The sequence below is a fragment of the Margalitia sp. FSL K6-0131 genome (assembly GCF_038008735.1).
Classification (GTDB): domain Bacteria; phylum Bacillota; class Bacilli; order Bacillales; family Bacillaceae_C; genus Margalitia; species Margalitia shackletonii.
In genome coordinates, this window is the sequence record NZ_JBBOZS010000001.1 from 2,204,270 (window position 1) to 2,228,388 (window position 24,119).

At 38.2% G+C, this 24,119-nt stretch carries 20 protein-coding genes; 15 read left to right on the top strand and 5 right to left on the bottom strand.

The genetic code is table 11. The features are described 5' to 3' along the window. Window position 1 precedes the first annotated feature (1 nt). The 8 genes from lpdA to NSQ59_RS10720 all read left to right on the top strand — a co-directional run bounded on the left by lpdA (window position 2) and on the right by NSQ59_RS10720 (window position 11,386). Complete coding sequence (gene lpdA, locus NSQ59_RS10685; RefSeq protein ID WP_055739335.1) at window positions 2–1,426, top strand: dihydrolipoyl dehydrogenase; 1,425 nt, start codon at window positions 2–4, stop codon at window positions 1,424–1,426. Window positions 1,427–1,613: 187 nt separating this feature from the next. Beyond that, window positions 1,614–2,612, top strand: a complete 999-nt coding sequence (locus NSQ59_RS10690) for a thiamine pyrophosphate-dependent dehydrogenase E1 component subunit alpha (protein ID WP_055739336.1) — start codon at window positions 1,614–1,616, stop codon at window positions 2,610–2,612. Window positions 2,613–2,636: 24 nt separating this feature from the next. Then, on the top strand, window positions 2,637–3,620 hold the full coding sequence (locus NSQ59_RS10695) for an alpha-ketoacid dehydrogenase subunit beta (protein WP_126648947.1): 984 nt from the start codon (window positions 2,637–2,639) through the stop codon (window positions 3,618–3,620). Window positions 3,621–3,638: 18 nt separating this feature from the next. Then, the gene (locus NSQ59_RS10700) at window positions 3,639–4,922 is read left to right on the top strand and encodes a dihydrolipoamide acetyltransferase family protein (RefSeq protein ID WP_055739338.1); all 1,284 of its coding nucleotides are present in this window, start codon (window positions 3,639–3,641) and stop codon (window positions 4,920–4,922) included. 532 nt (window positions 4,923–5,454) lie between these two features. After that, complete coding sequence (locus tag NSQ59_RS10705; RefSeq protein ID WP_340831127.1) at window positions 5,455–7,299, top strand: methylmalonyl-CoA mutase family protein; 1,845 nt, start codon at window positions 5,455–5,457, stop codon at window positions 7,297–7,299. Window positions 7,300–7,306: 7 nt separating this feature from the next. Next, window positions 7,307–9,475 (top strand): methylmalonyl-CoA mutase, encoded by a 2,169-nt coding sequence (scpA, locus tag NSQ59_RS10710; RefSeq protein ID WP_126648950.1) that lies wholly within the window; start codon window positions 7,307–7,309, stop codon window positions 9,473–9,475. Then, window positions 9,476–10,600: a methylmalonyl Co-A mutase-associated GTPase MeaB gene (meaB, locus tag NSQ59_RS10715; protein ID WP_340831131.1), complete on the top strand. Its 1,125-nt coding sequence runs from the start codon at window positions 9,476–9,478 to the stop codon at window positions 10,598–10,600. It begins immediately after the preceding gene. Window positions 10,601–10,948: 348 nt separating this feature from the next. Beyond that, a complete protein-coding gene (locus NSQ59_RS10720) occupies window positions 10,949–11,386 on the top strand; it encodes a BrxA/BrxB family bacilliredoxin (RefSeq protein ID WP_055741192.1) in 438 nt (145 codons plus the stop codon). 69 nt (window positions 11,387–11,455) lie between these two features. On the opposite strand, the gene prli42 is transcribed toward NSQ59_RS10720, so the two are convergent. Further along, window positions 11,456–11,548 (bottom strand): stressosome-associated protein Prli42, encoded by a 93-nt coding sequence (prli42, locus tag NSQ59_RS10725; protein WP_126648952.1) that lies wholly within the window; start codon window positions 11,546–11,548, stop codon window positions 11,456–11,458. A 179-nt stretch (window positions 11,549–11,727) separates the two neighbouring features. Here prli42 and mce point away from each other — a divergent pair, with 179 nt between their 5' ends. The 5 genes from mce (at window position 11,728) to NSQ59_RS10750 (ending at window position 17,020) form a co-directional block, all read left to right on the top strand. Continuing rightward, window positions 11,728–12,126: a methylmalonyl-CoA epimerase gene (mce, locus tag NSQ59_RS10730; RefSeq protein WP_126648953.1), complete on the top strand. Its 399-nt coding sequence runs from the start codon at window positions 11,728–11,730 to the stop codon at window positions 12,124–12,126. A gap of 34 nt (window positions 12,127–12,160) precedes the next feature. Further along, window positions 12,161–13,708 (top strand): acyl-CoA carboxylase subunit beta, encoded by a 1,548-nt coding sequence (locus NSQ59_RS10735; protein WP_340831134.1) that lies wholly within the window; start codon window positions 12,161–12,163, stop codon window positions 13,706–13,708. 144 nt (window positions 13,709–13,852) lie between these two features. Continuing rightward, window positions 13,853–14,974, top strand: coding sequence for a tripeptidase T (locus NSQ59_RS10740; protein WP_055739343.1), 1,122 nt, complete (start codon window positions 13,853–13,855; stop codon window positions 14,972–14,974). Between the two features lie 295 nt (window positions 14,975–15,269). Beyond that, complete coding sequence (locus NSQ59_RS10745; RefSeq protein WP_126648955.1) at window positions 15,270–15,749, top strand: chemotaxis protein CheW; 480 nt, start codon at window positions 15,270–15,272, stop codon at window positions 15,747–15,749. A gap of 35 nt (window positions 15,750–15,784) precedes the next feature. Further along, window positions 15,785–17,020: a DNA polymerase IV gene (locus NSQ59_RS10750; RefSeq protein WP_340831137.1), complete on the top strand. Its 1,236-nt coding sequence runs from the start codon at window positions 15,785–15,787 to the stop codon at window positions 17,018–17,020. Here the strand turns inward: NSQ59_RS10750 and NSQ59_RS10755 are convergent. Then, complete coding sequence (locus NSQ59_RS10755; protein ID WP_055739346.1) at window positions 17,017–17,466, bottom strand: YueI family protein; 450 nt, start codon at window positions 17,464–17,466, stop codon at window positions 17,017–17,019. The two genes, NSQ59_RS10750 and NSQ59_RS10755, sit on opposite strands and share 4 nt — an antisense overlap. Before the next feature lie 216 nt (window positions 17,467–17,682). Between NSQ59_RS10755 and NSQ59_RS10760 the strand changes: the two genes are divergently transcribed. Next, complete coding sequence (locus NSQ59_RS10760) at window positions 17,683–19,140, top strand: IS1182 family transposase (RefSeq protein ID WP_340830316.1); 1,458 nt, start codon at window positions 17,683–17,685, stop codon at window positions 19,138–19,140. Window positions 19,141–19,295: 155 nt separating this feature from the next. Here the strand turns inward: NSQ59_RS10760 and zwf are convergent, their stop codons facing one another. Continuing rightward, window positions 19,296–20,804 carry a glucose-6-phosphate dehydrogenase gene (gene zwf / locus NSQ59_RS10765; RefSeq protein ID WP_055739347.1) on the bottom strand — a complete coding sequence of 503 codons (1,509 nt, stop codon included), beginning with the start codon at window positions 20,802–20,804 and terminating at the stop codon, window positions 19,296–19,298. Window positions 20,805–21,157: 353 nt separating this feature from the next. On the opposite strand from zwf, the gene rnz reads away from it, so the two are divergent. Next, on the top strand, window positions 21,158–22,084 hold the full coding sequence (gene rnz / locus NSQ59_RS10770) for a ribonuclease Z (RefSeq protein WP_126649837.1): 927 nt from the start codon (window positions 21,158–21,160) through the stop codon (window positions 22,082–22,084). 51 nt (window positions 22,085–22,135) lie between these two features. Here the strand turns inward: rnz and namA are convergent, their stop codons facing one another. Both namA and proC read right to left on the bottom strand, forming a co-directional pair. After that, window positions 22,136–23,158, bottom strand: a complete 1,023-nt coding sequence (gene namA / locus NSQ59_RS10775; protein WP_055739349.1) for an NADPH dehydrogenase NamA — start codon at window positions 23,156–23,158, stop codon at window positions 22,136–22,138. Window positions 23,159–23,238: 80 nt separating this feature from the next. After that, on the bottom strand, window positions 23,239–24,054 hold the full coding sequence (gene proC, locus NSQ59_RS10780; RefSeq protein ID WP_055739350.1) for a pyrroline-5-carboxylate reductase: 816 nt from the start codon (window positions 24,052–24,054) through the stop codon (window positions 23,239–23,241). Window positions 24,055–24,119 lie beyond the last annotated feature (65 nt).

Here is a 24,119-nt window from a genome sequence, read left to right on the forward strand (position 1 = left end):
TTTGGCAAAAGAATATGATTTAGTCATCTTGGGAGGCGGAACCGGCGGTTATGTAGCGGCTATTCGTGCCTCACAATTAGGTTTGAAAACAGCGATTGTAGAAAAAGGAAAACTTGGCGGTACATGTCTTCATCGCGGGTGTATTCCAAGTAAAGCATTACTCAGAAGTGCTGAAGTGTATAAAACAGCGAAACGCGGTGAAGAATTCGGGGTTGTAGCACGTGAAGTTTCTCTTAACTTTGATCGTGTGCAAGAAAGAAAAAATGGGATAGTAGAAACTCTCCATAAGGGTGTCCAGCATTTAATGAAGCAAGGAAAGATAGATGTCTACGAGGGTACTGGTACAATATTAGGACCTTCGATCTTTTCGCCTATGCCTGGAACAATTTCAGTAGAAATGAAATCCGGTGAGGAAAATGAAATGCTAATTCCGAAGAATGTTATAATTGCCACAGGATCCAGACCGAGATCTCTTCCTGGATTAGATATAGATGGAGAGTTGGTTATATCCTCTGATGAGGCATTAGAACTTAAAGCTTTGCCAAATTCTATTATTATAGTTGGCGGAGGAGTTATTGGGATTGAATGGGCTTCCATGCTTTCCGATTTCGGTGTAGAGGTAACTGTCATTGAATATGCGGACCGCATAGTGCCAACAGAAGATAAGGATATTTCAAAGGAAATTCAGCGATTAATGAAGAAAAAAGGAGTTAACATTGTTACGGGAGCGAAGGTTCTTTCCGAGACATTGCAAAAAGGAAATAGTTCGGTAACCATTAGTGCTGAATGGAATGGGGAAAAGAAAGAATTTACTGCTGAAAAACTTCTGGTATCTGTAGGACGTGCTGCTAACACAGAAAATATCGGATTACACAATACCGAAATCGTTGTAGAAAAAGGATTCATTCAAGTAAATGAATTTTATCAAACAAAAGAATCCCATATTTATGCAATTGGTGATGTTATTGGTGGATTACAGCTTGCACATGTTGCATCCCATGAAGGCATTGTTGCGGTAGAGCATATCGCTGGAGAAAATCCATCTCCAATTGATTATACACTCATCTCAAAATGTATTTACAGTAACCCGGAAATGGCTAGTGTAGGCTTAACAGAAGATGAAGCAAATCAAAAAGGATATAATGTAAAGGTCGGGAAATTTTCCTTTAGGGCAATTGGAAAAGCTCTTGTCTACGGTGAAGCGGATGGTTTCGTGAAAATTATTGCAGATAAGGATACAAATGATGTATTAGGTGTACATATGATTGGCCCACATGTTACAGATATGATTTCCGAGGCAGGTCTGGCACGTGTTCTCGATGCAACTCCATGGGAGATTGCGCATACCATCCATCCACATCCAACATTAAGTGAGGCAATTGGAGAAGCTGCTTTAGCGGTTGATGGAAAAGCAATACATGGATAAGAAAAGCGGAAGTGCCTTGCTCATCGGCGTACGGATTTCGTAGTCGCAGGCTCGAGATAAAGGAAACACAGTGAGGTAGTTCACGAACTGATGTTGACTTATCGTAGGGAGGAGACGGAGAAATCCGCTAGCCGATATCTGCTAACGCTAGACAAAGATTAAACTTTTTTAAATAGGAGGTAGTAAAATGGCTGAAAATCGTCATCAAGCTCTAGGGTTAAGTGATGAAACTGTTTTAAAAATGTATGAAACAATGCTAATGGCAAGACGTATTGATGAACGTATGTGGTTATTAAATCGATCCGGAAAAATTCCCTTTGTCATTTCATGTCAAGGACAAGAAGCGGCACAAGTTGGAGCAGCTTTCGCATTAGATCGTGACAAGGATTATGTTTTACCTTATTATCGTGATCTTGGTGTTGTTCTAACATTTGGTATGACTCCAACGGAAGTAATGCTTTCCGGTTTTGCGAAAGCGGAAGATCCGAATTCAGGTGGAAGACAAATGCCTGGTCATTTTGGTCAAAAGAAAAATCGTATCGTAACAGGATCTTCACCAGTAACAACACAAGTACCACATGCGGTAGGGATTGCATTAGCCGGTAAAATGGAAAACAAAGATCTCGTTACCTTTGTAACATTTGGTGAGGGATCATCCAATCAAGGAGATTTTCATGAAGGTGCTAACTTTGCAGGGGTTCACAAATTACCAGTCATATTCATGTGTGAAAATAATAAATATGCAATCTCAGTCCCGATAGAAAAGCAATTAGCATGTGAAAAAGTGTCCGATCGTGCAATCGGCTATGGAATGCCAGGAGTAACAGTTGATGGAAACGATCCTCTTGCAGTTTACCAAGCAGTAAAAGAAGCGGCAGATAGAGGTAGACGCGGAGAAGGTCCTACTTTAGTTGAAACAGTATCTTATCGTTTAACAGCGCATTCTTCTGACGATGATGATCGTACATATCGTTCTAAAGAAGAAGTCGATGCTGCAAAAGAAAAAGATTCTATTTTCACCTTTGCAAACTATTTAAAAGAAGTCGGCGTTATGAGTGACGAATTAGAAAAAGAAATCAATGATCGTGTCATGAAAATCGTAAATGAAGCAACAGACTATGCGGAAAATGCACCATATGCAGATCCGGAAGCTGCTTTAACTTATGTTTATGCACAAGAGAAATAAGTTCTAGAATAGGAGGGAAAAATAATGCCGGTTATTTCATATATAGATGCTGTAACAATGGCTATTCGTGAAGAAATGGAACGTGATCCTAAAGTTTTTGTTTTAGGGGAAGATGTAGGAAAAAAAGGTGGGGTATTCAAAGCAACCCACGGTTTATATGAACAATTTGGAGAAGATCGTGTGCTGGATACACCTTTAGCAGAATCGGCCATTGCAGGAGTTGGAATTGGTGCTGCAATGTACGGGATGAGACCAATTGCTGAAATGCAGTTTGCTGATTTTATTATGCCAGCTGTAAACCAGATTATTTCAGAAGCAGCAAAAATCCGTTATCGTTCTAATAACGATTGGAACTGTCCTATTGTTATTCGTGCTCCATATGGTGGCGGTGTCCATGGTGCTCTCTATCATTCACAATCTGTTGAAGCTGTATTTGCCAACCAACCAGGATTGAAAATTGTGATGCCTTCTACACCTTATGATGTCAAAGGCTTATTAAAGGCTGCTATTCGCGATGAGGATCCGGTTCTATTCTTTGAACATAAAAGGGCATATCGTCTTATAAAAGGAGAGGTTCCTGAGGATGATTATGTTCTACCAATCGGCAAAGCAGATGTAAAGCGTAAAGGCGAGGATATAACGGTAATTACATATGGACTTTGCGTCCACTTTGCATTGCAAGCAGCTGAACGATTGGCTCAGGATGGTATTGAAGCACATATCTTAGATTTACGCACTGTTTATCCACTTGACAAAGAAGCTATTATTGAAGCTGCATCCAAAACTGGAAAAGTCCTTCTTCTAACAGAAGACACGAAAGAAGGAAGCATTATGAGTGAGGTTTCTGCAATTATTGCTGAAAATTGTCTGTTTGACCTTGATGCACCGATTATGCGTCTTGCTGGTCCAGACGTTCCTGCAATGCCATATGCTCCAACAATGGAGAAATACTTCATGGTAAATCCTGATAAGGTTGAAAAAGCAATGCGTGAGCTTGCAGAATTTTAATAGAAGGAGGTCAACTATATGGCAATCGAAAACATTACAATGCCTCAATTAGGGGAAAGTGTAACAGAAGGTACCATAAGCAAGTGGCTTGTTTCTCCTGGAGATAAAGTAAATAAATATGACCCGCTAGCAGAGGTAATGACGGATAAAGTAAATGCTGAAGTTCCTTCTTCTTTTACTGGTGTAATAAAAGAACTTATTGCTGCCGAAGGGGATACATTAGCTGTAGGAGAAATTATTTGTACCATCGAAGTCGAAGGTGGAGAAAGTGCAAGTACTTCAGCGGCTGAGGCTCCAAAAAATGAAGAGGCAGCTGCACCTGTAGCGGAAGCCCCGGCAAACCTTGCCGGAAAGGTAAGATATTCTCCGGCCGTTTTAAAATTATCACAGGAGCATAATATTGACCTTTCCCAAGTCAAAGGAACTGGCAAGGAAGGCCGTATTACTAGGAAGGATTTATTGAAAATCATTGAATCGGGAACGATTCCGGCACCACAAGAGCAAAAAGTGGTAGAACCAGCAGCTGTCAATGAGGCACCAGCAGTACAAGCAGCAAAACCTGCTGCACAAGCGCAAGCTCCAAATATTCCTGTTATTCCAGGAGATATTGAGATTCCTGTAACAGGTGTCAGAAAAGCAATTGCAGCGAATATGCTTCGCAGCAAGCATGAAGCACCGCACGCATGGACAATGATGGAAGTGGACGTAACAAGTCTCGTGGAATATCGCGATTCCATTAAGAACGAATTCAAAAAGCGCGAAGGCTTTAATATCACTTATTTTGCTTTCTTTGTAAAAGCGGTAGCACAAGCTCTAAAAGAATACCCGCAAATCAATTCGATGTGGGCTGGGGATAAAATTATTCAAAAGAAAGATATTAATATTTCTATCGCAGTTGCAACTGATGATGCCTTGTTCGTTCCGGTTATTAAAAATGCAGATGATAAGTCTATCAAAGGCATTGCACGCGAAATATTTGATTTAGCAAATAAAGTTCGTACTGGTACTTTAAAATCAGATGATATGCAAGGCGGAACATTTACTGTAAATAACACTGGTTCTTTTGGCTCTGTCCAATCAATGGGAATCATTAATTATCCGCAAGCGGCAATTCTCCAAGTGGAGTCCATTGTGAAACGTCCTGTTGTCATGAATAATGGGATGATTGCTGTTCGTGATATGGTAAACCTTTGTATGTCACTAGACCATCGTGTGTTGGACGGATTAGTATGTGGCCGATTCCTTCAAAGGGTAAAAGCCATTTTAGAAAACATATCAAAAGAAAATACATCTGTATATTAATGAAAAACCGCTGTCGAACAGCGGTTTTTTTGTTGCGAGAAATTCTATATTAGGACAGAGAATCCGTTATCTGTGACAAAAGTGGTGCTTTTTTGAGTTTAGCGGACACTCGATCCGTTATTGGGGCAAAAGGCAGTTCTTTTTGAGTGATTTTCATCCATTAGCGGAATGTGTGTCCGCCAATATGATGAAAAGAGGGTTTTTCATGTGAATAACGGAACGTGTGTCCGGTAAAGTCGATTCATAGGGAAGATCATGGTTTGAAGACTTGAAAAAATCCGCGTTCACCCATTTCCTCGTGTAACAACGTGAATTTATTAATTGAATCAGTTTTGCAATATTCCCCTAGTACAATAATGAAGCTTTTCATCTATTTATAACCATTATTCGAAGGTTTCGATCGCCTATATTTTATGAAAATATGGAATCTATTTCATTTTTATACTAAAATAATATTAGGTAAATTCCAATTCCATTTTATTTTCAGGTAATTGCAATCGGTTACATACCCTGATGAAGGAGGTATTACAGCGTGACAATTAACCATAAAGATTTAAAATACCAATCATTTCCATCATATACAGTGGATGATTGGGTGACTTCGGTAAAAAATTCATTGAAAAACAATACAATTGATTCACTGTATAGTGAAACATATGAAAATATTCGGTTAAAACCCTTATATTCCAATGAGGATTTGGAATTCACAATGGTGGAACAAATTCCCGGTGCAAACCTGCGAATACGTGGTTTTGATTCAATAGGGGGGCAGCAACCATCATGGAAAGTCTCGCAAAGAATCATGAATCGAAATTGGGATGAAGTGAAAACATTATTGACACGAGCACTTGCAAATGGACAGGATTCACTTTCCTTTGATGTTGATTACTTAAGTAATATGGAAGAAATTGATTTCTCTGAGTTGGATACTCAAAATATTCCCCTATTCTTATTAACAAAAAAGAATTTTCAGTTGCTTTTGGAAAAAGCATTAAAAATAAAAACATTGGCACCCGATGGAGTTATTGCTACAGATCCAATTTCATGTAATCTTCATCAAGGGGAATTGGATGCAGATAATCCTTCCATTTTAGAAAAATGGGGTTCGCAAATCTTACTTGCAAACCAAACCTTACCAAGTATTAAAACTATATTAATAGATACAACTCCTTATCATAACGGTGGTGCAAATGCCGTCCAAGAATTAGCAATTGCCTTATCAGAGGCTGTTTTTTATATCGAGCACATGAAACATTACGGATGGCAGCCAAGTCAAACGGTTAAAAAGCTCGTTTATCATTTTGCTATTGGCGGTAACTTTTTCATGGAAATTGCGAAACTGAGGGCTTTTCGAGCGCTTTGGACGACAATAGAAAAAGCATATGGATTATCTTCATCCGAGGATCGCGTAGCAGTTAGTGCTGAAACTTCAACATTTACAAAAACCGTTTTAGATCCTTATGTGAATATGCTGCGGGCAGGAAATGAGGCATTCGCTGCTATTCTAGGGGGAATCGATTATTTACATGTTTCTCCATATGATGAGGCTTTCCGGGAAAATGGAGAGTTTTCTGCTAGGATTGCAAGAAATACGCAATTTATATTAAAAGAGGAGGCATATTTAAACAAAATCTCAGATCCAGCAGGTGGCTCTTATTATATTGAGTCTTTGACAAATGAATTAATAGAAAAAGCATGGGAGCTTTTCCAAAAAATTGATGCATTAGGTGGAATAGTAGAAGGGTTAAAATCAGGATGGATTCAAAATGAAATCAATCAAGTATTAAATAACAGACTTTTAGATGTAGAAAAAAGGCAACAATCTGTTATTGGAGCCAATGTATATGCAAATCCAACTGAACAAATTTCGTTCATCCATGGTACACCAGAAAAAGGAGACTGCAATATTATCCCTATTTATCCAGTGAGAATAGCACAGGCTTTGGAAAAACTGCGAGAACGAGCCGATGATTTAGTTTCAAATGGAAAAAGCTTGAATGCCGGACTTATATGTTTAGGTTCCTTAAAAGACTATAAACCGAGAGCAGATTTTGTAACAGGCGTGTTGGCTACTGGTGGTATCAAAACGGATTGGGGGCACGAATGCACTACACTGGAGGATGTAAAAAAATATATAGAAGAAACAAAGTTACCTTACTATTGTATTTGCGGAACGGATGATATGTACAAAGAATATGGGAAGAGAATAGGAGAATGGATACATGCAAATTATCCATCTATTCATGTAGAGATAGCTGGCAGATTTTCAGCGGAGGAAATGGAAAGCTACCGTTCGAGTGGGATAGCTGGCTCCATCTATTTACATCAAAACATAGTGGAAAAAATAACTTCATTATTGAATTTGTGGGAGGTGTAATCGAAAGATGAAACCGAATTTTCAAAATATCCATCCTATCTATGATATAAAAGATGTACCTGCTGCTGAAAGTAAACAAAATAATGGTCAACCGGCTGGGTATATGACAAATGAAAAAATAAAAATTAAACCTTTCTATACAAAAGAAGATATAAAAGGATTCTCACATCTTCAGGATTTCCCAGGGCTTGAACCTTTCACAAGGGGTCCTTACCCAACTATGTATATAAATCGGCCATGGACAGTAAGACAATATGCAGGTTTTTCTACAGCGGAGGAAAGTAATGCTTTTTATCGCAGAAACCTGGCAATGGGCCAAAAGGGCTTATCGGTTGCCTTCGATTTGGCAACACACCGCGGATATGATTCCGATCATCCACGCGTAACCGGGGATGTAGGAAAAGCCGGTGTTGCAATTGATTCGATAGAAGATATGAAAATATTATTTGATGGTATTCCATTAGAGCAAATGTCTGTTTCTATGACCATGAATGGTGCTGTCCTGCCGATAATGGCCTTTTATATCGTTACTGCAGAGGAACAAGGCGTAAATCCGGAAAAGCTTTCCGGGACGATTCAAAACGATATTTTAAAAGAATACATGGTTCGCAATACGTATATATATCCTCCTGAAATGTCGATGAGAATTATCGCAGATATTTTTGAGTACACCTCAAAAAGAATGCCGAAATTTAATAGCATCTCTATTTCTGGATATCACATGCAAGAAGCAGGTGCTCCTGCGGATATTGAATTGGCATATACACTTGCAGATGGTCTCGAATATGTTCGAACAGGACTGAAAGCAGGCATTGATATTGATTCCTTTGCACCAAGACTATCCTTTTTCTGGGCAATTGGAATGAACTACTTTATGGAAGTGGCAAAAATGAGAGCCGCGCGACGGATTTGGGCACAATTAATGAAACAATTTACACCGAAAAATCCGAAATCACTAGCTTTAAGAACTCATTGTCAAACATCTGGGTGGAGTCTTACTGAGCAAGATCCGTATAACAATGTCATTCGGACGTTAATAGAGGCACATGCTGCCGCAATGGGGCATACACAGTCTCTACATACGAATGCTTTGGATGAAGCGATCGCCCTGCCTACTGATTTTTCTGCACGCATTGCGAGAAATACGCAGCTTTATTTGCAAGAAGAAACCGGAATTACGAAGGTAATTGATCCTTGGGGAGGTTCTTATTATGTGGAATCTCTTACAGATGAATTAATGAAGAAAGCATGGCAGCATATTGAAGAAATCGAAGGCTTAGGCGGGATGACAAAGGCAATTGAAACAGGTCTTCCGAAAATGAAAATCGAGGAAGCAGCCGCAAGAAGGCAAGCTTTTATTGATTCGAAAAAAGAGGCCATCATCGGTGTGAATCGTTTCCGTTTAGAGCGGGAAGAACCAATTGATATTCTCAATATCGACAATGCCGTTGTACGTCAGAAGCAAATGGAGAGGCTGGAAAGTTTAAAAGCCTCCCGTAATGAGATGGAGGTTCAAAAAACATTACAAGACTTAACGGAAGCAGCAAGAACGGGAGAAGGTAATTTATTGGAGAAAGCAGTTGCTGCTGCAAGGGTGCGGGCAACCCTCGGAGAAATTTCCGATGCGATTGAAAAGGTTTCGGGCAGACACAAAGCAGTTATCCGTTCCATTTCAGGAGTGTATGGATCTAATTATTCCAATGAAGAGGAAATTGCGGAAGTAGTAGAAATGACGAGTCAGTTCATGGAGAATGAGGGAAGAAGACCGCGAATTCTAATTGCAAAAATGGGGCAGGATGGTCATGACCGAGGGGCAAAAATAATCGCCACTGCATTTGCAGATTTGGGATTCGATGTTGATATCGGTCCATTATTTCAAACTCCTAAGGAAACAGCGAGACAGGCTGCAGAAAATGATGTACATGTTATAGGGGTAAGCTCTTTAGCAGCAGGTCATAAAACACTGTTGCCAGAGCTGGTGAAGGAGCTAAAGGCAATCGGCAGGGAGGATATTATTGTTGTCATTGGCGGAGTAATACCGGCACAAGATTATCCATTTTTAAGAGAAAACGGCGCGGTAGCAATTTTTGGACCGGGAACCGTCATCCCTGTAGCCGCACAAAAAGTCATTGAAGAAATTTATCGTCGTTTAGGCTATGAGGAAGTGATGGAATAGATGGGAGACCAAAAAAGTCCGGAATGGTCAGTTGGGAACAAGTCGTTTTCTTCAACGTATATGCCGGGAGTCGAATCTACACATGATGGTCTTCAGTCTTCCGGGAAAAAGAAATTTCAAAAAGCGAAAGATTCAAGTCTATCGATTGAGGCGTTGGCTCAAAAGGTAATGGGTGGCGACAGGATCATGCTTTCAAAAGCCATTACATTAATTGAGAGCAATGCAAAACATCATTATCAGAAAGCTCAAGACTTATTGAACCTCCTATTGCCAAATGCATACCCTTCCATAAGAATTGGAATTACAGGGGTGCCTGGTGCTGGAAAAAGCACGTTTATTGAGGAATTTGGGTATTCATTATGTGAAAAAGGGCATAAAGTAGCTGTTCTTGCGATAGATCCAAGTTCTACTGTAAGCGGTGGGAGTATTTTAGGTGATAAAACACGCATGGAAAGACTAGCGAAACATCCTAATGCCTTTATTAGACCATCACCGTCAACAGGGACACTTGGCGGTGTTCATCGGAAAACTCGGGAAAGCATGATTGCATGTGAGGCAGCTGGTTACGATATTATCATTGTGGAAACGGTTGGAGTAGGGCAAAGTGAAGTGATTGTTCGAGGCATGGTTGATTTCTTTTTGCTCCTCTCCATCACAGGCGCAGGTGACGAGCTGCAAGGAATGAAAAAGGGTATTATGGAGCTGGCAGATGCTATAGTTGTAAATAAAGCGGACGGTGAAAATAAAAAATTAGCGGAGAAAACAAAGCGGGAATATAATCAAATTCTGCATTTTTTAATGCCGGCAACGAAGGGATGGGAAACAAAGGCGTATACTTGTTCCGCGTTACATGGCGATGGTATTCAAGAATTATGGGATACCATTAAACTATTTATAGAAAAAACGAAAAATAGTGGGACTTTTACGGAACGGCGCCAATCACAAATAAAAGAATGGTTGTTTGCTATGATACGTGAGAGGTTGGAGAATTCCTTTTTTCAGCATGAAGAAATAAAGCAGTATTTGCCTTTTATCCAGAACGCGGTGATGGAAGAAACGATAACGGTATCGAATGCAGTCGATACACTGTTTCAAAAATATCAGTCAAGCTTAAAAAATGGTTAGAAATATGTAATGAAAGAAGAACAAAAAGGGATAGCGTTTATTTACGCTATCCAAAAAACATCTAGGGAGTTTAGGGGTATGGATCTAGATGTATTATTAGCATACCCCGATTAGGGAAACTTAAACATTTGTAATGGCTCTTTTCTTAGATTTGGATATTATTTTTTTAGGATGGATCCATCTATACTAAAAGATTTTCAGAAACATATTTATTTACATAAAGAGTGAAAAAATATTTTGTACTCAAACAGGTTTTTTTAAATGAAAAAATAAGCTAGAACATTTGATAATCCGATGAAAAACCTGTTATTATTAATTTGAGTTATGATAGGAAAGGAAGCGAAAATGTTGAGCATGGATTTTAATATTTTTATGAATGATGTTGTACGTCAAGCACGCGACGAAGCAGTCAGTGCAGGTTATAAAGAATTAAAAACAGCAGATGAAGTAGAAGAAGCATTAAATCAAAAAGGTACAACACTTGTTTTAGTAAATTCAGTTTGTGGATGTGCAGGTGGAATTGCACGCCCAGCAGCAGCACATGCTGTACATTACGATAAACGCCCTGATCATCTTGTAACGGTGTTTGCAGGTCAAGATAAGGAAGCTACAGAGAAGGCACGCAGTTACTTTGTTGGATATCCCCCATCCTCACCATCCTTCGCACTACTAAAAGACGGCAAACTTTGTACTATGGTGGAAAGACATGAAATTGAGGGTCATGACCCAATGTCTGTTGTAAATAAATTACAAGATACATTTGAAAAATATTGTGAAGAAGTATAAAAACCCCGGAATTTCCGGGTTTTTTTATACAAAAAAGACCCATGTTTGGACATGAGTCTTTAATAATAACTAAAGAAGATAAGCTAATCCTGCTAAGAGCGTGGAGGCAATCATGGCAATTAGCATCAAATAGACCACAAACTTCTGTGTCTTTTTTGACATTTCTATTCACTCCTTGATTATCCTGTACTTATGTATATTGTAGTGATGAAATGAACGACTGACAAGCACTATTCGGTACGAATTACGGCAGTTTTATGAAAATCTAGTGATAAGCAGGATTTTCGACAATAGCTGTATAAGTATAATATAGTAGGTTGTTACAGCAAGGGGGCAAAAAAATGAAAAATGTAGATCATATTGGCATAGCTGTTACCTCTATAGAGGAAGTGTTGCCTTTTTATACGGAAACGCTTTCTTTAAAATGCATCGGAATAGAGGATGTTGAATCTGAAAATGTAAAGGTAGCATTTATTGATGCAGGAAATGTACGATTAGAATTGCTAGAACCTTTGAATGAATCAAGTGCCATCGCGAAATTCTTAGAATCTCGCGGTCAGGGAATTCACCATATCGCATTTGATGTAAATAATATTGAAGAACGCATAAAGGAATTAAAGGAAAAGGGTATCCGTATGATTCAAGACGTTCCAAAGCCTGGTGCACATGGAGCGCAGGTTGCATTCCTGCACCCAAAAGCAGGGCATGGAGTTTTATATGAACTTTGTGATAAGGGATAATAGGAATATCGATACACATCAAGGGGGAAAAACGATGACGGATATATATGAGAAAATTAATGAACTATATGATCGAAAAAGGGAGATAGAACTAGGCGGTGGCGATGATAAAATTGAAAAACAGCATCAAAAAGGGAAATTAACGGCCAGAGAAAGAATTGAGTTATTAGTAGACCCTGGCTCGTTTGTGGAACTGAATGCCTTTATTGAGCATAGAGGGCATGATTTTGGACTTGAAAATGCAAAGGGACCTGGGGATGGTGTTGTAACTGGCTATGCAAAAGTAAATGGCCGTCCTATCTATTTGTTTTCACAAGACTTTACCGTCTTCGGCGGAGCTTTAGGGGAAATGCATGCCAAGAAAATTGCGAATGTTATGGATTTGACAGCTCAAAATGGAGCTCCATTTATTGGTCTTAACGACTCAGGTGGTGCACGCATCCAGGAAGGTGTTGTATCGCTGGATGGCTACGGACATGTTTTTTATCGAAATGCTATTTATTCCGGAGTAATTCCGCAAATCTCCGTTATTATGGGGCCGTGTGCAGGAGGAGCTGTTTATTCTCCGGCTATTACAGATTTTGTTTTTATGGTGGATGAAACGAGTCAAATGTTCATTACAGGTCCAAAGGTTATTGAAACAGTAACTGGTGAAAAAATTTCATCCGAGGATCTAGGGGGTTCAAAAGTACATAACACCATTAGCGGAAATGCTCATTTTCGTGCGGGGTCGGAAGAAGAAGTGCTGCAAATGGTAAGAAAACTTATTAGTTACTTACCCCAAAATAGTAAAGAAAAGGCGATAAAGAATTCCTGGGATGGGGATGATTATCGTCCAGATCTAACGGATATTGTACCTTTTGATGCTGTTCGTCCGTATGATGTACGCTTAGTAATTGAGCAAGTAGTGGACGCGGACTCCTTCTTTGAAGTGCAAAGGGAATTTGCTAAAAACATTGTAGTAGGATTTGCAAGAATCCGTGGAGAAGTAGTCGGTTTAGTTTGCAATCAACCGAAATTTATGGCCGGCGGCCTGGATATTGATTCATCTGATAAAGCATCACGATTTATTCGATTCTGTGATTCGTTTAATATTCCAATTGTTACATTTGAGGATGTGACTGGATTTTTTCCGGGGATTAAACAAGAACATGGAGGAATTATCCGTCACGGTGCGAAAATTCTATATGCTTACTCAGAAGCGACAGTTCCAAAAATTACTGTTATTTTAAGAAAAGCTTATGGTGGTGCCTATGTTGCACTTAACAGTAAATCGATAGGGGCAGATATTGTATATGCATGGCCAAATGCAGAGATTGCAGTGATGGGACCAGAGGGTGCAGCAAATATTATTTTCGCGAAAGAAATCGCGGCGAGTGTTAATCCGGAAGAAACAAGAAAACAGAAGATTGCTGAGTACCGTGAAAAATTTGCTAATCCATATATAGCAGCTTCACAAGGAATGGTGGATGATATTATAGATCCACGCGAAACGCGAATGAAAATTGTTCAAGCATTAGAAATGCTTGGGAATAAACAAGAGGAAAGACCATATAAAAAACATGGGAATATCCCTCTTTAACATGAATAAAAGCAAAAGTAACGATTGTAGGAATACCGAAAAAGTTTATTTGTCCACATGAAGAAATAGCGATATACTAATGTAGTAATTAACATAAGATTCTACATTAAATCGAGATTCTATTACATAGCAGGAGGTACTACAATGGTTAATCAAGAGCGTTTATTAAATGAATTTTTGGAATTAGTTCAAATTGATTCCGAAACAAAACATGAAACTAAAATTGCAAAGGTTTTGAAAAAGAAATTTGAAGAGCTTGGGGTAGAAGTTTTCGAAGACGATACTACTTCTCAGACAGGACATGGAGCAGGAAATTTAATTTGTACTTTAAAAGGTTCAAAAGCATCTGCTGATGTGATTTATTTCACTTCCCATATGGATACGGTTGTACCTGGTAATGGAGTAAAACCTTCCATTAAAGATGGTTATGTAGTAACAGACGGTACAACGATTTTAGGTGCTGATGATAAAGCAGGTCTTGCTGCAATGTTTGAATCCATCCGTGTCTTAAAAGAACAAAATATTGAACATGGTACGATTCAATTTATTATTACAGTAGGCGAGGAATCTGGCTTAGTAGGGGCAAAAGTGCTAGACCCATCTTTATTGAAAGCAAAATATGGCTTTGCGCTTGATAGTGACGGAAAAGTTGGGAATGTTGTAGTAGCAGCACCAACTCAAGCGAAAATTAAAGCCGTGTTATATGGAAAAACAGCTCATGCAGGGGTTGCGCCTGAAAAAGGAATTTCTGCCATTTCCATCGCTGCAAAAGCAGTATCTAGAATGCCTTTAGGCAGAATTGATGAAGAAACAACTGCGAATATCGGACGTTTTGAAGGCGGACAAGCAACGAATATTGTATGTGACCGCGTTGATATTCTTGCAGAAGCACGTTCTTTAGTTCCTGAGAAAATGGAAGCTCAAGTTGCAAAAATGAAAGAGGCATTTGAAGAAGCTGCTAAGGAAATGGGCGGTAAAGCAGATGTAGAAGTTCAAGTAATGTATCCAGGCTTTAAATTTGCAGATGGAGACCAAGTGGTGGAAGTGGCAAAGAAAGCAGCTGCTAAAATTGGCCGTGAATGTAAATTGGAACAAAGCGGCGGAGGCAGTGATGCGAATGTGATTGCCGGATTTGGAATTCCAACCGTAAATCTTGCCGTTGGATACGAGGAAATTCATACAACAAATGAAAGAATGCCAATTGAAGAACTTGTTAAGCTTTCTGAGATGGTTGTTGCCATCGTTCAAGAGGTAGCAGGAGAGTAGAAAAGCAGAAGCGCCGTTAGCTCTAGCATACGGATTTCGTAGTCGCTCACCTCGAGATAAAGGAAACACAACACAGTGAGGTAGTTCACGAACAAGTGAAAATAGCACTTCCATTTTCAATTGATGTTGACTTATCGTAGGGAGGAGACGGAGAAATCCGCTAGCCGATATCTGCTTACGCTAGACAGTAACCTAGACTATTTTAGCTTTATATAAAAAAAGTAAATATACTTTCCGAAAAATTGAAAAACTTGAGCAGACTTTTAAAAGTCTGCTCTTTTAGGAGGAATACTTTTTGTCACTCAGCAGTAAAGCAGTCATTTTTTTAGTTGGAAATGAAGAATATGGAATACCAGTGGAATTTGTTGTTTCAATAGAGAAAAATGAAGGAGTAACAACTATTCCGCAATTACCAACATTCGTAAAGGGGATTGTAAAGTCTCGTGGAGAACTGATTCCTGTGATTGATTTTGAAATGGTTCTTTATCAAAGACCGATGGAAGAAAATGATGATGTAAGAATGATTGTGTTAAACACCGATGAGTTATCAATTGGATTACTTGTGAAGGAAGCAAAGGAGATTCTTGACATTGCTAACGAATCATTGCAGCAAATAGGATTACTTGCATATTCAAAAACCGCTTATTTTACGAGTGTTGCCAATCTTGAAGAACGTCTTATCACGATGATTGATCCAAATATACTTCTTTCTTCCCTAGAAGGTATAAAGGAAATTAAAGAATATATGAAGGAATATTCACAAGAAGTAAATTGAGAATTAAGTAGTCTTGCTTTAGGAAGTGTCTAAGTATGAACCAATATTATCCTAAAAATGGTAGAGTCATTCTTCATGTTGATATGAATAGTTTTTTTGCAGCGGTTGAAATGGCCCATGATTCTTCCTTAAAGGGGAAACCGCTAGCTATTGCAGGGAATCCCGAGGAGAGAAAAGGAATTGTCGTTACATGCAGCTACGAGGCAAGAAAATTCGGTGTAAAAACGACAATGACTGTATGGGAAGCTAAAAAACTATGCCCGCAATTAATTATTTTGCGGCCAAATTTTCACCGGTATCGTGAAGCCTCATCTGCCATGTTTTCTATTTTACGGCAATATTCCAATCTGGTGGAGCCGGTATCTATTGATGAAGGATATATTGATATTACAGATAGCAGTGAATACGGCACTCCAATAGAGATTGCAGAAAAAATTCAAAAACAGTTAATACAGGAATTAGACTTGCCATGCAGTATTGGAATTGCACCAAATAAGTTTTTAGCAAAGATGGCCTCAGATATGAAAAAGCCGCTTGGAATAACCATTTTGCGAAAAAGGGATGTTCCGGAAAAACTTTGGCCCTTGCCATTGATTGAAATGCATGGAATTGGAAAAAAAACAGCAGAAAAATTATCGTCCGAAGGCATTGAAAAAATACATGATTTAGCAAAGGCGAACGATATTAGGTTACGCCATCTACTAGGTATAAGAGGATTGCAATTAAAGGAAAGGGCTAATGGCGAAGATAAGAGAAAGGTTGATCCTGAATCCGCTAATGATTATAAAAGTGTGGGAAGCTCGTTAACATTGCCTAAAGATATTGCTAACCAGAACGAGTTGTTAGCATATTTAAAAAAATTATCGGAAGAGACTTCAAATAGATTAAAAAAGAAAGAATATTATGCGACAAATGTTTCTATTTCCATTCGCTATAAAAATCGGCAAACGATAACTCGCAGTAGAAAATTACAAAATCCAATCAATAAAGCAGAGGATGTTTATGCAGCTGCTAAGGATTTGTTTTTAAAGCATTGGAATGGAAACCCTGTAAGACTATTAGGGGTGACTGGACAGGATTTAGTAGAACAGCATCAAGCTGTGGAACAATTAGATTTATTTTCTTATGAAAAGGAAGCAAAGAAGGAACCCCTTTATAATGCGATGGAAATGCTTCGTGAAAAGTTTGGGGAACATGCCGTAACGAAAGGGGTTTCCCTGAAAGGGAGAACACATCAACCTTCTTCCAAAAATGATAACGAACCAACTTAGCTTTTTTTCTTAAATTTACTTTTTAGGGAGGACCACAAACCTTCCTTTTTTTTGTTTTCGACCTCTGAGGTGATTTTCGTTTTTTGGATAAAAATATCTTCTTTATCAATAGCATAATCATATGCTAATACTAAGCCAATATTTGTTGAGCTTGTATGATTGGTAACGATGGAAAATGACATTCCGTTTGATTTAGCGATTTGAATGTATTTGGAAATGGCGGAATAATTCAAGTCTCCATTTACCAATAAAGTCGCTGTCGGATGCTGTTTGATAAAATGATCTACTTCGGGATAGACATCCTTTTCCATTACCTGGCTTTTCGTTAGAGCTACAACAATCCTCTCTCTAAATGTTCCTAAAAACTTCTTTTTTTCTGCAGGCTTTATCTGTTTTTCACCGTACAAGCCTTTTTCCAAATAATCTTCAAGGCTAGGGTTTCTCAAGAGAATGTACCTCCTAAATTTTTGTTCCTTACTCTATACAAAATAAGCTTTAAAGGAAAAATTGGTTCCTAATTTGCTAAAAAAGACCCCATCAACAGAGGGCACTGAAAAAGTCCCCCTAATTAATGGAGAAAGGTATAATACCTCATAATCTGAGGGAATTATACCTTTTTTTGCTGTATAATTATAAGTATCAATTTCAAGTGGGTGGGTACTATGATACAAAATCAACAATCCATGATTCTAAGTCCTTATATGGGTATTTATGATTTAGTTGTTCCAAAGGATAATATGTTACGTAGACTAAATGACTTGGTCGATTTTTCTTTTGTTTATGATGAACTTAAGGAAAAATATTGCCATAATAATGGTCGAAACGCTATCGACCCTATTCGTATGTTCAAATATTTATTATTAAAGACCATCTATGACTTATCTGATGTTGACGTTGTCGAACGTTCAAAATACGACATGTCCTTTAAATATTTTCTTCATATGGCCCCGGAAGAGCCAGTAATGGAGCCAAGTTCTTTAACGAAGTTTCGAAAACTTCGTTTAAAAGATATAAACCTATTAGACATGCTTATTAATAAATCTGTAGAAATTGCCATCGAGAAAGAAATCATCAAAAGTAAATCCATTATCGTGGATGCCACCCATACAAAAGCTCGCTACAATCAGAAATCACCTAGAGAAATCCTAATGGATCGCTCTAAAAAGCTAAGAAAAGCTATTTATTCCATCGACGAAACGATGAAAGATAAATTTCCCGTTAAAAATACAACGGACGTCTTAGAAAATGAAATCGACTATTGTCAAAAACTCATGGATGTAATTGAAAAAGAGGACACCCTAACCCAGTATCCAAAGGTGAAAGAGCAGTTAAACCTTTTAAAAGAAACCGTTACCGACGATATTGAACACTTACAGATTTCCGAAGATAAAGATGCAAAAGTAGGTCATAAAACCGCTGATTCATCCTTTTTTGGTTATAAAACACACATTGCCATGTGCGAAGAAAGAATTATAACCTCCGCAACCGTTACGACTGGAGAAAAGAATGATGGAAAGCAATTAGAAACACTGATTGAAAAAAGTATCAAAGCTGGAATGAAAGTTGAAACGGTTATTGGTGATACAGCCTATTCAGAAAAAGGTAATATCGAATACACAAAAGAAAAGGAAATAAAATTAGTAGCCAAGTTAAACCCTTCTGTAACACAAGGTTTTCGAAAAAAAGAAGATGAATTTGAATTCAATAAAGATGCAGGGATGTATGTTTGTAAAGCTGGACATATGGCTATAAGGAAAGCGCGAGGAGGAAAAAAAGGAGTCGCTACTAATCAAGTGGACACATACTTCTTTGACATTGAAAAGTGTAAACGATGCCCTTTCAAAGAAGGGTGTTATAAAGAAGGGGCGAAAAGTAAGACTTACTCTGTAAGTATCAAATCAAATGATCATACCGAACAAGCAAAATTCCAAGAAAGTGATTATTTTAAGGAAAAATCAAAAGAACGATATAAAATAGAAGCTAAAAATAGCGAATTAAAACACAGACACGGGTACGATGTTGCGGAATCCTCGGGTCTAATTGGCATGGAATTACAAGGTGCCGTGACTATATTTACTGTGAATCTAAAAAGAATACTAAAACTAATGGATGCAAAATAATGGGGCAAAGACCCCTAAAATAATCAAAAAAGACGACACAACATTCGCTTTTTGAATGTTCATGTCGTCTTTTTCTATATTACAATTTAATTCTTTTGAAAAAATGAAGGATTTTCAGTGCCCTCATCAACATGAGGTCTTTTTTTTAGCACACATTAACAATTATCAATATCTAAATTTGATACCGGCCACCAGAAATAACCGTCATTTTCAAGAAGCTCATCTGCTTCTTTTGGTCCCATTGTACCGGATGCATAATTAGGAAATTCTGTTTGCTCTTTACTTTCCCAAACCTCGGAAATTTTATCAACGAAATTCCATGATAAGGCCACTTCATCCCAATGGGCAAAGTTTGTTGCATCGCCGCGCAGGCAATCATCCAAAAGCTTTTCATATGCTTCCGGCGTATTAATGCCGTGTGTACTTGTATTGGAAAAGTTTAATTTAACAGGGGTTGTTTCCATATGCTGTCCTGATTTTTTGGCATTAAGATGCAGTGTAATGCCTTCTTCTGGCTGAATATGAATAACCAACAGATTTGGTGCCAACTGCTGCTGCTGCTCTGTATTGTAATACAAATTCATCGGTATATCTTTAAATTGAATCACAATTTTAGTAGATTTTGTTTCCATTCTCTTTCCTGTTCGTATATAGAATGGAACTCCTGCCCATCTGAAATTATCGATCATTAATTTTCCTGCAACAAATGTTTCTGTATTGGAAGCTGGGTCAACATTTAATTCATCCCGGTAAGCCGGTACATCTTGACCATCAATTTGCCCAGCGCCGTATTGGCCGCGAACAAAATATTCCTTTACATGTTCGCCTTCTATTGGACGGAGCGCACGAAATACTCGGACCTTTTCACTGCGAATTTCATCTGTGGATAATTTAATCGGCGGTTCCATTGCAAGTAGTGCCACCATCTGCAGCATATGGTTTTGAACCATATCACGCAGTGCACCGCTTTTTTCATAATATCTTGCCCGTTCTTCTACACCGAGAATCTCACTGGATGTGATTTGAATATTGGAGATATAACGATTATTCCATAGCGGCTCAAATAAAGCATTCGCAAAACGAATTACTTCTATATTTTGCACCATTGCTTTCCCTAAATAATGATCGATACGATAGATTTCTTCCTCATTAAAAGCCTTTCTAATTTGGGTATTTAGAGCTTTTGCAGACTCTAAATCATGTCCAAAAGGTTTTTCAATGACTAATCGTTTGAATCCAGATGTATCATTTAAACCATCTGTTTGTAAATGTTCGGCAATCGTACCGAAAAATTCAGGTGCCATTGCTAAATAAAAAATTCGATTTCCATTTAATGAATATTGCTCATCAAGCTGATTAGCTAATTGTTTTAATTCTATGTATGATTCTGTATTTGTTACATCATGTGCCTGATAGTAGAAATGTGAAACAAACTCATCAATATTTTCGCAATTACCGATAGACGTTAGAACAGAATCCTTCACATTTTCTTTTAATTCTTCGTGTGTCCATGGACGCCTTGCTGTTCCAATTACAGCAAAATTATTGCCTAATCTCCCTTTTTGGTATAAATGGTAAAGGGATGGGAAAAGTTTACGTTTAGCTAAATCGCCGGTTGCACCAAAAATCATGATTAATGACGATGGAGTTTCATTTGATTTCATAATGGTAATACCTCTCCTTTTCATGTTTCTACTCTATAGGATGCCAAAAATTCGCATTTATACTAAATAAAAAAGTCCCTACAAGTTCATAATTCTATCGCTAGCACGCATGAATAGCAATATATTTGCTACTCAACTTTAAAAATAGGAATTGCTTCTATTATTATGGTATTATTTAGAAAAGCTATGTAGCTTTCGTAGACGAAACCCTTATAAACATCAGGGTTTTAAATGTATAGCTTTTTTAAGAAAGGAATGAAACTAAGTCTATTTAAGGTTATAACACGATTTACAAATAGCAACAAACGATACGAAAACAGTCTATAGAAAAGAAGTGATGGGAGGGCTAATGTTTGGAATTATTGTTTTTAGGGACTGGTGCTGGAATCCCTGCTAAACTCAGAAATGTTACTTCCATTGCCTTGAAATTATTGGAAGAGCGAAAAACTGTATGGTTATTCGATTGCGGGGAAGCAACCCAACACCAAATTTTACATACAGCTTTAAAACCTCGAAGGATTGAAAAAATTTTTATTACCCATTTACATGGAGACCATATTTTTGGCCTGCCGGGATTACTGGGGAGCCGTTCATTTCAAAGCGGAGACACAGAATTAACCATTTATGGTCCTAAAGGATTGCGTCAATTTATTGTTGTATCCTTGCAAATTAGCGATACACATCTGCAATACCCTCTTAAAATTGTCGAGATAGAAGATGGTGTTATTTTTGAAGATGATCAATTTATAGTAGAGGCTGCAAAACTGGATCATGCAGTAGAATCATTTGGTTATCGTATTATTGAGAAGGACAAGCCTGGTACTTTAAATGCTAAGAAGCTGCAAGAAGAGGGGGTACCACCTGGACCTATTTATGCAAAATTGAAAAAAGGTGAATCGGTTGAATTGGAAAACAATAAGATTATTCATGGAGGTGATTACCTCGGTCCAACAATCAAAGGAAGAATAATAACTATTTTAGGGGATACTCGAACATGTGAAAATGCAGTAAAACTAGCTTCTAATGCAGATATTCTTGTACATGAATCTACCTTTTCAGCAGATAGCGAGGAAATGGCGTATGAATATTTTCATTCTACTACATCACAAGCTGCCAAAACGGCAAAACGGGCGGATGTAAATGTCTTGTGTTTAACACATATTAGCTCTAGATATGGCTTGGAAGATTCAAAACAACTTGTCGAAGAAGCAAAGAGTATTTTCCCAAACACATATATTGCCCATGATTTTTTTGAAATAGAGATTCCCACTCGTAAGTAGAGTAGGTAGTTATCAAAAGACCTTTGCATAAGCAAAGGTCTTTTGTGATTATTATATATTCCAGCCTCGTTCGTATTGTACGGGAGCTTTGATTTCCACTCCAAGTTCTTTTGCTGCAGTTCGCGGCCAATATGGATCTCTTAATAATTCGCGCGCAATAATGATTAAATCAGCACGTTCATTTTGTAAAATTTCTTCCGCATGCTTTGCAGATGTAATAAGGCCTACTGCACCCGTATCAATATTGGATTCATGCTTAATAGCTTCTGCATATTTTACTTGGTAACCAGGATAAACATTGATTCTGGCAGGTACAAGTGCCCCAGAGCTTACATCAATTAAATCAACATCCTGTTCCTTCATCCACCCGCACATTTGTACATAATCGTCAATGTTAAGTCCTTCTGGATGATAGTCATTTGCAGATACACGAACCAATAATGGACCATCCCATACCGTTTTCACTGCATCGATTACCTCTTTTAAGAAACGGTAGCGATTTTCCAAGGATCCGCCATATTCATCATTACGATGATTGGAAAGCGGAGAGAGAAACTCGTTAATTAGATAACCATGTGCACCATGAAGCTCGATAACGTCAAAGCCAGCTTTTTTCGCACGCACAGCAGCTTGTTTAAATGCTTCGATTGTATCTTTAATATCCGCCAAGGTCATTTCCTTAGGGGTTTTCATTTTTTCATTGAAAGCAATTGCGGAAGGTGCGATGATTTCCTGATCAAGCTCAGCTTTTCTTCCCGCATGTGCGATCTGAATTCCCGCTGCAGCCCCATGCTCTTTTAGCATTCCTACTAAATTCGTAAGTCCCTCAATATGATCATCACTCCAAATTCCTAAATCCTGCGGTGAAATTCTGCCTTGCGGAGTGACGGCTGTTGCTTCTAGGATGATTAAGCCAACCTGACCGACTGCACGAGCTGTATAATGTGTATAATGCCAATCTGTTACTTTTCCGTCTTCTTTATAACAAGAATACATGCACATTGGAGACATGACGATTCGATTTTTAAGTGTCACATTTTTCAGTTTATATGGTTCAAATAATTTTACTGTCAATAAAATATACCTCCTTTTTTTTGAATATGTTTATTATATCAACCCTCCCTTTTGTATAAAAGAAACTTGCTTACAATTCTTTAGCTGCTTTGTTGCTTCGAAAGGCGTTTTGATTGCAATGTAGCTTCTTTAATACAGTTCACAAGGGCATCCTTTACTTTGTGTTGATCCAGAACACGGATTCCCGCCTCTGTGGTTCCGCCAGGACTTGTGACAGCGATTCTTAATTTCTCCGCCTTCTCTTTAGAATGATTTAGCATTTCCGCTGCACCTAAAAGGGTTTGAACAATGAGCTTCTTTGCTAATTCAGATTCTAAACCAATTTCCTTTGCACTGTTTTCCATTGCTTCAACGATGTAGTATATGTAAGCTGGTCCGCTTCCGGACAACCCGGTAACCGCATCGAGTTTTTCTTCTTCTACTATCATCGTCATTCCAATAGCCGATAATAGGGAAAGTGTTAATTCTAAGTGGTCGTTGTTAACCAACGAATTTTTTGCGATAGCGGTTGCTGACTGACCAATCGCCGCGGATGTATTTGGCATTGCTCTAATAATAGGTGCATGTATGTTTAATATGTTCTCGATGGTTGCAATTGATACTCCTGCAATAACAGAAATAATGAGAGTTTCTGGTTGCATGAAGAGGCTTATTTTCTGCAGGACTTCTTTTGCATCCTTCGGCTTTACAGCTAACACAACTATATTTGTTTGATGGAATAGATCTCTCAGATCGTAAGTTGTTTGCACACCATATTTTTGCTGCAAATGATGGAGCTTTGTATTTTCGGAGCGATTCGTGACGTAAATTTGACCGCTTTCTACAACATTATTGCTTATCAATCCGCTAATCATTGCTTCAGCCATGGATCCTGCACCTATAAAAGATATTTTCATCACTCATTCCTCCCGAAGATTTTTCTAAAGACAAAAAACCCTTCATCCAAAGGACGAAGGGTAAA